Source organism: Pseudoalteromonas sp. NGC95, from assembly GCF_015864705.1.
In the GTDB taxonomy this organism is placed as follows: Bacteria; Pseudomonadota; Gammaproteobacteria; order Enterobacterales; family Alteromonadaceae; genus Pseudoalteromonas; species Pseudoalteromonas arctica.
This window is the reverse complement of record NZ_JADYWR010000002.1, coordinates 320738-330520: the sequence shown is the minus strand read 5'-3', so window position 1 is coordinate 330520 and position 9783 is coordinate 320738. Positions and strand designations below refer to the sequence as shown.

Annotated in this window: 9 protein-coding genes; 5 read left to right on the top strand and 4 right to left on the bottom strand. The window is 39.7% G+C overall.

Annotation, left to right across the window (positions count from 1 at the left end; translation table 11 throughout):
- Nucleotides 1-672: 672 nt before the first annotated feature.
- The 3 genes from I6E70_RS03890 to uvrD form a co-directional block, all read right to left on the bottom strand.
- Nucleotides 673-1521, bottom strand: coding sequence for a hypothetical protein (locus I6E70_RS03890; protein ID WP_007586559.1), 849 nt, complete (start codon nucleotides 1519-1521; stop codon nucleotides 673-675).
- A 102-nt stretch (nucleotides 1522-1623) separates the two neighbouring features.
- Complete coding sequence (locus I6E70_RS03885) at nucleotides 1624-3693, bottom strand: GNAT family N-acetyltransferase (RefSeq protein ID WP_197188054.1); 2070 nt, start codon at nucleotides 3691-3693, stop codon at nucleotides 1624-1626.
- Nucleotides 3671-5836: a DNA helicase II gene (uvrD, locus tag I6E70_RS03880; protein WP_007586555.1), complete on the bottom strand. Its 2166-nt coding sequence runs from the start codon at nucleotides 5834-5836 to the stop codon at nucleotides 3671-3673. Before uvrD ends, I6E70_RS03885 begins: the two co-directional genes overlap by 23 nt.
- Before the next feature lie 303 nt (nucleotides 5837-6139).
- Here uvrD and I6E70_RS03875 point away from each other — a divergent pair, with 303 nt between their 5' ends.
- The 3 genes from I6E70_RS03875 (at nucleotide 6140) to I6E70_RS03865 (ending at nucleotide 7578) form a co-directional block, all read left to right on the top strand.
- Nucleotides 6140-6364 (top strand): hypothetical protein, encoded by a 225-nt coding sequence (locus tag I6E70_RS03875; RefSeq protein WP_002963009.1) that lies wholly within the window; start codon nucleotides 6140-6142, stop codon nucleotides 6362-6364.
- Between the two features lie 116 nt (nucleotides 6365-6480).
- Entirely contained in the window at nucleotides 6481-6849 is a 369-nt protein-coding gene (locus tag I6E70_RS03870; protein WP_197188053.1) for a YacL family protein, read from the top strand.
- A 105-nt stretch (nucleotides 6850-6954) separates the two neighbouring features.
- Entirely contained in the window at nucleotides 6955-7578 is a 624-nt protein-coding gene (locus I6E70_RS03865) for a dUTP diphosphatase (RefSeq protein ID WP_165726845.1), read from the top strand.
- A gap of 15 nt (nucleotides 7579-7593) precedes the next feature.
- Here the strand turns inward: I6E70_RS03865 and yrfG are convergent, their stop codons facing one another.
- Entirely contained in the window at nucleotides 7594-8241 is a 648-nt protein-coding gene (gene yrfG, locus I6E70_RS03860; RefSeq protein ID WP_007378908.1) for a GMP/IMP nucleotidase, read from the bottom strand.
- A 61-nt stretch (nucleotides 8242-8302) separates the two neighbouring features.
- On the opposite strand from yrfG, the gene nudE reads away from it, so the two are divergent.
- Together nudE and cysQ are read left to right on the top strand one after the other, a co-directional pair.
- Complete coding sequence (nudE, locus tag I6E70_RS03855) at nucleotides 8303-8875, top strand: ADP compounds hydrolase NudE (RefSeq protein ID WP_197188052.1); 573 nt, start codon at nucleotides 8303-8305, stop codon at nucleotides 8873-8875.
- The gene (gene cysQ, locus I6E70_RS03850) at nucleotides 8868-9671 is read left to right on the top strand and encodes a 3'(2'),5'-bisphosphate nucleotidase CysQ (protein WP_007586545.1); all 804 of its coding nucleotides are present in this window, start codon (nucleotides 8868-8870) and stop codon (nucleotides 9669-9671) included. The genes nudE and cysQ overlap by 8 nt, the downstream gene beginning before the upstream one ends.
- Nucleotides 9672-9783 lie beyond the last annotated feature (112 nt).

Sequence of the window (9783 nt, the reverse complement as noted above, 5' to 3'; positions counted from 1 at the left end):
ATTTGCTATGTGAAAGTAGGACATTACCAGGCTTCAAATTGTAGAAAGCCCGAATCTAACGATTCGGGCTTTTTTACGTCTGCAGAAAAGTGAAATGCGCGTAATTAATACACACTCACATCAACACCTATCACGTAGGTCGGGCGAGCATAGCGACTCCCGACGCTAGAATCACAACAAAATCCCTCAATAACTCAGTCGGCCAATAAATTAGCATTTGCTACGTGACTTTCTACTGCTGTGGGCACTATGACATTACACAAGCTTCAAATTGTAGAAAGCCGAATCTAACGATTCGGGCTTTTTTACGTCTGCAGAAAAGTAAATGCGCGCAATTAATACACACTACATCAACACCTATCACGTAGGGCGAGCGAGCGTAGCAACTCCCGACGCTAAAATCACAACAAAATCCCTGTCGGCCAATAAATTAGCATTTGCTACGTGACTTTCTACTGCTGTGGGCACTACGGCATCCTACTGCGTAGCGCACCGACTTCACATTGTAGAGACCGAATCTAACGATTCGGGCTTTTTTACGTCTGCAAAAAAGTGAAATATGGGTAACTAACATTACGCACTCGATTTCTCTCCAATTTATCTAAATGTACAAGTCGAGCAGAATAGCTCCTTACTTCAGTACTAAAGTTTATAACCAAATCTAAAGACTATTTAAAATAGTCCGTAAGCTTGAGTTTCTTCACTTTCAGATTCTTCTAGTTGTGTTGGTTTAAATATTACGCTTGGATCAATTAATACACTGTGCTTTTGTGAAAGCTTGATTAATCCTCGCATCATATTTTTAGTTTGTGGGTCTAGATCAAAACCAACCTCAGTGAGCTTATCTAGTGGTTTAATGTCTTCTTTTTTATAGTCGATATTATCTTCGACTTTATCTACCAATAACCCTACGTGTGGGTTTAAGCCGTCTTTAGTGGTAAAAACAATAATAGGTTTATAGTCTAAGGTTATTTGCTCTTTAGCTGATTCGAATAAACGCTCTAGCTGAATTAGGTTACTACGCTTAATTTTTTCGAGCAGAGCTGATACTTGTTTATAATCGCTTTGATTATGAGCTGATATAGCTTCTTTTACCGTTTCTAGCAATGATTGGAAAGGTTCGTTAAGTCGAGACATTGTTAGTTTTAAGTCTTCATTATCGGTGTTGAACTCTTTGTAAAAAAGAACAAAATCTTGTAGTTCTGCATCATTGCTTGAAATAGAAGCCGAGCTATTTAGCAAGTTACTTTGAAGGGTATTGAACCAGTTTAATAGTTTTTCTTGCCATGTTCTTAGTTGTTTTAGTACATGCGCATTACTTTGTTCGGTTGAGATATTATTTAAAATAATACCTAAATCAAACACAGGCGTTGGTATATCCATATAATCTTTAACACCAATAAAGCTTTTATTATTGTTGGGTAAAGTTGTTAGATTATTGTCAAAGCGTTCTGTTAATAAAATATCGAGTATTTTAAGTGAGATTGTTTTGCAGCCCACTTTAAAGTTTATTAATTCCATGCCTTTATCTTAATTCACCTGTTAATCCTTTAAGGATAGAACAAATTAAATAAATAGCTTAAAGATGGATAAGATTTAATAGAGATAGGTAACTAGGAGTTATTAGATGGCACTAGTGAGGTTTTTTACGGCACGTTTAAATTGATTCTCAAGCTGCTTTTTTCCTAATAAACCTAAGTGTTGAATCACTTTTTCATTACATTCATTTTGCAGCACTAACTTTATTAAAAGTTGTTTATCAGACTCTGTTAATTGAGACATACAAGAAGGAGACTGATTCACTACCTGCCAGAGAGTCGCAGAGATATTAAATTGAGTGAAGTTACTGTTTACGAGTAAGGCTAATCGTTCGCGAGTCTCGGGGCTTACTAACTCATCGCTAAATCCTTCAATTAAAATACTTACAAGTTGCCAGTCTAGTGTTTTAAAATTTGTTAAAAGAGCATAAAAAAAGTCGTTTTTAAACTGCTTTTTCAAAGGTTGGATAATTGCACTTTTATTGCTTAAGCATTTAACCACAAGCGCTGAATGTTCAGCTGTGCTTTTATCGCGTTGATAACCCAGTTTTACGGTATCAAACCCTTGTTTTTGCCAAAAGTTAAGTAGCTGCGCTGTTGCGCCAAAGCTTGCACCAAACCAACTACATTGGCTTTTTACTTGCGACCCGCAATAGCTAAGTAGCTTTTTACCAAAACCCATATTGTGAGAACTCGGATCAATCGCTATTCGTACAACGCGAGCGCTCAACTGTGTTAAGTAGTCATTATTAAAACTAAGTTGTGAGAGGGTTTGAGCCATTAAATGACCCTGTGGGCGGCGCTCTCCGTTTATAACCTGTAGAGCAAGTTCTTCACTTAAACCACCTTCTATTGCGATTAAACATACACCAACTAATTGATTGTTAATTTTGCTGATGAATATTCGTTGCGATGGTGCGTCTAGTAGTTGGCGTAAATCGTTTACACTACTTTGATAGTGAGCCAATGCAAGCAGGGCAATAACTTGTTGCAGTAAAGGCTCATTGTTTACAAGGGATTGCTGAGTTATTTCGCTATGAACTGGCTGCTCTAATTGCTCACTACTTAACTCTTTATATTGTGCACTGAGTGCAAGCAAGGTGCGAATGTGCTTCTCGAGGGGATCGTGTTTAGCAAAACGCAGTGGCTCATCAAGCGTTACAACTTTAGAGGCTTTATAGTGCGCTTTTATATAGTTACTAAAGCGAATGGTATAACCCCTACCATTGCCCTCATACCCAACCAGTGTACTTGCAAAGACTATACGAGGGTAATGAGCTAGCATTTTTAGCAATAACGGTACAGGGATCGCGGCAGCTTCATCAATGAGTAATAAATCGCACTCAGGTAATGCATTTAATAACGCGTCAGGTGCAACGTAGTGCAAGTTGGCGAGCTGTTTATGTTCAGCGTTGTATTGTAGGTCTAACTCGTTGGCTAAATGTTTAAAGCTACTATGGGTCGCTTTAAACTGAGTGCTGCAAATAATTACTTTTTTATCAGCTAATTTTGCGGCTGCTAAGCCAAGTGCTGCCGACTTGCCTCTACCTCTATCAGCATTAATGAGTAAAGGCCTGTTGGCACGACCATTAGCTATTTTTACTATTTGTTCAACGCAGTTTTGCTGTGGTACATAATCAATTTTATTATGCGTAACAGAGCTGACGAGATTACTAATACAGCCATTTTTTTCACTAAAATGAAAAGCGGGTAATTGCTTAATAATAGCCGCGAAACGTTGATTAAATAAACTGTAGTCAATACTCTGACCGTGTGATTGCACTGTACTTAATGAGGGGTCTTGCCAAGAGGCTAAATCATTTAATTCGGGCAGTAATAAAAACAGTATACCGCCTGCTTTAACGGTGCCGGTAAGTGCTGCAAGTTTATCAGGGTGTAAACCACTAAAACCATCGTAAACAGCATGAGCAAATTCTTGCCCTAACATTTGGTGAGTGCGAGTAGGCCAGTACGAATTTTTAATCGCGCACTGCTTTGATACAACAAGTGTATTGTTTTCATCTATTAATGAGTTAAGTAATTCATAACACCAAGCAGGGCTGCCCGTAATCAACACTAGCTGACGATGATACGCGCCAGCTAGTTGTTGTTCTAACTCATTTAGGTGAGCTTTATACAGCTTGTAATCGTGCATAGGCCGTTACTAACCATTTACTGCCAAGGTCGTCAAAGTTAACTTGTACGCGAGATTGCGCGCCACTGCCTTCGTAATTAAGTACGGTACCAACACCAAACTTAGCATGCAAAACTCGTTGCCCTAAGTTAAAGCCACTGTCTTCAAATGCGGCATGGCTAACTGATGCGCTAAAACGCCCGGCGGCAGGCGGGCGAGAAACCTGTGTTTTAATACGAATTTCTTCAACGCAGTCCTCAGGTATTTCGCGTAAAAAGCGTGATGGGCTATGGTATTTTTCTTGCCCGTATAAACGGCGACTCTCAGCATGGCTAATGTATAACTTATCCATTGCTCGTGTCATGCCTACATAACAAAGGCGGCGCTCTTCTTCCAAACGACCAGACTCTTCGTTACTTTGCTGAGAAGGGAACATGCCTTCTTCTACGCCCACCATAAACACTAACGGAAACTCTAAGCCTTTAGCTGAGTGAAGTGTCATCATTTGCACGGCGTCTTCGTGCTCTTCTGCTTGTCCTTCACCTGACTCAAGTGATGTATGTGCTAAAAAGCCTTGTAAAGGCGAGCTGTATTCTTCGTCTTCAGGAAGTTCGTACTGGTCACATGCGCTAATTAGCTCTTCTAAGTTTTCTACGCGAGCACGGCCTTTTTCACCTTTTTCAGCTTGGTACATTGCCATCAAGCCTGAGGTTTGAATTGTGTACTTGGCTTGCTCATGCAAAGTTAGATCGCTAATTTTATCTTCTATTTGTTCGACTAGTTCTACAAACTTACTTACTGCACCAGAGGCACGACCAGATAAGTGCTGTTGTTCTACAATTGCTTTTGCGGCATACCAAAGCGGTAACGATTCTGCTCGTGCACAATCTCGTATATGGCTCAATGTTTTATCACCAATACCGCGTGCTGGCGTATTAATTACACGCTCAAACGCGGCATCGTCTTGACGATTACCTACTAGGCGTAAATACGAAAGCGCATCTTTAATTTCTTGTCGTTCGAAGAATCGCATACCACCATAAATACGGTATTTTAAGCCTTCTTGCAGCATGGCCTCCTCGAGTACACGAGATTGCGCGTTACTACGGTATAAAATTGCGGCATCTTGTAGGGCATTACCTGCATTTAACCAGCTTCGTAGTTTGCTACTTACAAAGCGTGCTTCGTCTAACTCATTAAATGCTGCATAAATAGAGATTGGCTCGCCGTCGTTACCGTCGGTCCACAAGCTTTTACCCATACGTTCTGAGTTATTTTGAATTAATGCGTTAGACGCTTTCAAAATAGTCGCTGTTGAGCGGTAGTTTTGTTCAAGACGAATGGTTTCTGCGCTAAAGTCAGTTAAAAAACGTTTAATGTTTTCGATTTTAGCACCACGCCAACCATAAATGCTTTGGTCATCGTCGCCTACAATCATAATGCTGTTAGTATCGCCAGCAAGTAATTTTAACCAAGCATATTGAATGGTATTTGTATCTTGGAACTCGTCTACGAGCATATGTGCAAAGCGTTGCTGATAATGACGCAGTAACGTAGGGTTATTTTTTAACACTTCGTAGCTGCGTAGTAATATTTCAGCAAAATCAACTAGGCCCGCTCTATCACAGGCCTCTTGATAGGCGGCATAAACACGCAGCATCATTTGCTCATTAATATCGTATGCTTGAATATCTTTAGGGCGAAGTGCTTCATCTTTTTTGGCGCTTATGTACCAGCCAAATTGCTTAGCGGGCCATTTTTTATCATCAATATTCATCGATTTTAATAAGCGCTTGATCATTCTAAGCTGATCGTCAGAGTCTAAAATTTGAAAGGCTTCTGGTAAATTAGCTTCACGGTGATGAGCACGTAAAATACGATGCGATAAACCATGGAAAGTACCAATCCACATGCCACCTACAGGGGCCTTTAGTGTTTCTTCAACGCGGCCACGCATTTCTTTAGCGGCTTTATTAGTAAAGGTAACTGCAAAAATACTGTAAGCGGAGGCTTGCTCAACTTGCATAAGCCACGCAATACGATGAACTAACACTCGTGTTTTACCAGACCCAGCACCTGCTAATACCAGCATGTTTTGTAGTGGGGCTGCAACGGCATCGCGTTGTTTGTCATTTAAGCCATCGAGTAATTGTGAAACGTCCATCGTTACGCCTTTTTAATCAATATTGTGGCCAGTATAACAGGTGTTTTTGTTAGGCTAAATAAAATACTGTTTTTATAAACAGCTATTTATAAAATAGTGTTCAAAACGAGTAACTTGCTAATTAATTAAGCGAATAAAAAAGTGTAAACGGATAACAATAATTGCTAATTTGACCTAATTTTAGCAAAATTTACTAACTCTCTAAATCTAGACTAATTTAACTATTTGATTTGTAAGCTTTAATAAATTGGCATAAAGTGTGTAAGTAAATAATTATAAAATCAAATAAATACAGAGGTTAGTATGGCAGATCAAGGTTCTGGCGGTAACGTAATCGCAGCATTATGTAATATATTTTTTCCTGGTTTAGGGCAGTTAGTGCAAGGGCGTATTTTAGCGGCTATATTTTTTGCACTCGCTATTATAATAAGTTACGCACTAATTTATGTGCTTGTAGGTTTTGTACTTGTGCCTATTATTTACTTATGGTCGATCATTGACGCAGCGCGTTATAGATCGCGAAGTTAACGGTTTTAAAGTTGAGTAAAATAGCGCCCATGTGGCGCTATTTTATTTTATATGTCCTGTGGTTTACGGGCGTTTACGTATATAATTACGCAATTAAAGATTTACAGGCAAACCCTATGGAATATCAATTTATTCGCGACCCTATTAGTGGGCTACGTATTAAAATAAGCAGTGAACACGCTATTATTGGTCGCTGGCTAAACGAAGAAATAGGCAAAGACAAAGTAGCCATGGTGCAAGCGCTTATTGCATCGGTAAGTTCAAGCTATGAGCCGCTAACGCTAAAAGGCCAAGAAATAGATTTAATATTAACGAAAGACGAAGCATTATTTGAAGCCCATGCACTTCATCAAGACAGTGAAGACCTAATAGCGTATCAAGATGACGATTTAGCGCTTGAAGAAAATGGTTTAAGTAGTGGTTGTGGCTTTGAAGATTTCATTGATTTAATTGATTCATGGCATGAGTTTACGGCGTCACGATAAACATAATTAGCACACTAATAAAAATATACAGCAATGCACAATCAGCATTTTATCTGTATTATTACACCAACGAACATTACGCCAACCAAAACGACAGGAATTGATATGTCTGCCAATTTAAACAAGCTAGTAGTGATGCTAGAAATGCAAAACGCCATGAATACTAAAGTACATGAGCAATGGTTTACTCAAGGGTTTGAATGGTACCGCGCTATTTGGGTTGAGTGTGCTGAAATGCTAGATCATCATGGTTGGAAATGGTGGAAAAAACAAACACCAGATACTGAACAAGTTATTTTAGAGTTGGTTGATATTTTTCATTTTGGTCTATCGCTTAGAATTGACGGCGAAACTAGCTACGAAGACTTAGCAAAGCAACTTGAAACTGAGCTTAGTAATGCTCAACAAGCTGATGACTTTAAACAAACACTAGAGATATTAGCGGCGTCTGCTGTTGCTGATAAAACGTTTAATGCAGGTGCCTTTGCCGGCTGTATGGCGCAAATAGGTATGGATATTGATGATTTATATCGCGGCTACGTAGGTAAAAATACGTTAAACTTTTTCCGCCAAGATCACGGTTACAAAGATGGTAGCTATATTAAAGAATGGAATGGGCAAGAAGATAACGAGCATTTAGTTGAAGTAGTTAAAAGCCTTGATACAGAACATGCAGATTTTGCAAAGTTAGTATATCAAGGGCTAGAAGCGCGTTACCCAAAAATTTAAGTCACGTAAGTTGAGTTAGATAATCTTACGATAGTCGGTAACACTTAGGTAATCGGCTATTTCGTTATGTGGTTGTTGGCTATCTGGGTTAGCAACTGCAAGTAAGTGCTCAATGCCGTATTCTCGCGCGGCATTCAAAACCGGCACACTGTCATCTACAAACAAAGTGCGCTGCTTATTAAATCCTAAGTCTTTTTGTACTTGGTGCCACAAACTTTGTTGCTCTTTACTTACTCCATATTCATGAGTCGACACTACGCCATCTAGGTAGTTATCAATCGCTGTATGCTCAAATTTAAGCATGACACTCTCAGGGTGGGCGTTGGTAAGTAAAATTAACTCTTTGCCTGCTTTTTTAAGCTCAGTTAAAAAATGAGGTACGTCTTCGCGCATTTTAATTAAATGCTGAGACTCTCGTTTAAGCTCCATTATAGGCAAGCTTAATTGCTGCTCCCAATAATCTAAACAATACCACTGTATTTGACCGCTCACAGCTTGATAGCGTTTTAAAATATCTGCTTTAGCTGCATCTAGGCTAATGCCCCTTGCTAATGCGTGTTGCGCAGGAATAACGTTAAGCCAAAAATGACTGTCGTAATGTAAATCGAGTAATGTTCCATCCATGTCGAGCAAAACGGTATCGATTTTTGACCAATTTAACATAGGAATTTCAACTTATAAGGTTTATTATTGAACTAACTGCCATGATAGCAAATTAACGCCAATGACACAGAAAAAGCACCCAACACCACCACAAATCCTCAGTAACAATGTTGTCGCTAAAAGCCGCCTGTTTACTGTGGAGTCTTTAGAGCTAAAGTTTTCTAATAACGAAGAGCGCCAGTATGAGCGAATTCGCGGCGGTGGCCGGGGAGCAGTGATGATTGTTCCGTTAAGTGCAGACAACGAATTACTACTTGTACGTGAATACTGTGCGGGCACAAACGATTACCAGTTAGGTTTTCCTAAAGGCTTAATCGATCCGGGCGAAACGCCAGAGCAAGCTGCTAACAGAGAGCTTAAAGAAGAAATTGGCTTTGGTGCTGAGTATTTTAAACCATTAAGAACAGTAACAATGGCGCCGAGTTACTTTAATGCCACTATGCATATTTTATTTGCTAAGCAATTATACCCACAAGCCCTTATTGGCGACGAACCAGAGCCGCTTGTTGTTGTTAAGTGGCCATTAACTCAGTGGCAGTCATTATTAGACCAAGAAGATTTTACCGAAGCACGCAGTGTTGCAGCTTTGCTATTATTAGATAAGTATTTAGCGTCTGGAGCTGCCGATGAATAAATTAATCGAACCGTGTATTGAATTAGCTGAGCGTGCTGGCGATGCAATTATGGCCATTTATAAAAAAGGCGATATTGGCCAACAAGAGAAATCAGATAATACGCCTGTTACCAAAGCTGACTTAGCAGCAAATGACGTACTGGTTGCTGGATTAAAAGTCTTAGCGCCCGATATCCCAATTATGTCGGAAGAAACACCTATACCTGCACTCGCCGACAGACAGGACTGGCAGCGCTATTGGTTGCTCGATCCGATGGATGGTACAGGCGAATTTATTTTAGAAAGTGGCGACTTTGCAGTAAACATTGCATTGATTGAAAATAATCATCCTGTGCTTGGAGTTATTCATTGGCCTGCAAAAGGTGTGACTTATTTTGCTACAGCTAAAAATGGTGCCTTTAAACGTGAAAACTCAATTGATAAGCAAATATCTGTAGCGCCGCCAGAGAACTTGACGCTTGCAGTGAGCCGCCGCCAAAAAATAGAAGCGGTGAGTCAGTATTTAAATAGTCAGTTTACAACTATTGCTATTGGCTCGTGCTCATTAAAAGCTTGTACTGTTGCAGAAGGCAAAGCAGATTGTTTTTTAAGAATTGGTCCAACGGGAGAGTGGGATACAGGTGCTTCACAAGTTATTGTTGAAGAAGCCGGTGGTTGTATTACCGATGCAGAATTTAACCCGCTAACGTACAACCAACGCGAGAGTACTGAGAACCCTGACTTTATAGTGATGGGGCATCCAGACTGGGAATGGCAAAAAATGATTAATCCGCATCAAAGGTTGAGCGCAGAATAGCAATTTGATTGCTTTTTGTCCGGTTGAACAACTTTAATTAGTTTAGGCCTTGCATTAAATGTTTATTCCTATATAGTAGCGCTCTCTTCAAGGCAGGCTNTATTCCTATATA

Coding starts and splice junctions, on each gene's coding strand:
- I6E70_RS03890 (WP_007586559.1), bottom strand. CDS start 1,521: ATGGAATTAATAAACTTTAAAGTGGGCTGCAAAACAATCTCACTTAAA.
- I6E70_RS03885 (WP_197188054.1), bottom strand. CDS start 3,693: ATGCACGATTACAAGCTGTATAAAGCTCACCTAAATGAGTTAGAACAA.
- uvrD (WP_007586555.1), bottom strand. CDS start 5,836: ATGGACGTTTCACAATTACTCGATGGCTTAAATGACAAACAACGCGAT.
- I6E70_RS03875 (WP_002963009.1), top strand. CDS start 6,140: ATGGCAGATCAAGGTTCTGGCGGTAACGTAATCGCAGCATTATGTAAT.
- I6E70_RS03870 (WP_197188053.1), top strand. CDS start 6,481: ATGGAATATCAATTTATTCGCGACCCTATTAGTGGGCTACGTATTAAA.
- I6E70_RS03865 (WP_165726845.1), top strand. CDS start 6,955: ATGTCTGCCAATTTAAACAAGCTAGTAGTGATGCTAGAAATGCAAAAC.
- yrfG (WP_007378908.1), bottom strand. CDS start 8,241: ATGTTAAATTGGTCAAAAATCGATACCGTTTTGCTCGACATGGATGGA.
- nudE (WP_197188052.1), top strand. CDS start 8,303: ATGACACAGAAAAAGCACCCAACACCACCACAAATCCTCAGTAACAAT.
- cysQ (WP_007586545.1), top strand. CDS start 8,868: ATGAATAAATTAATCGAACCGTGTATTGAATTAGCTGAGCGTGCTGGC.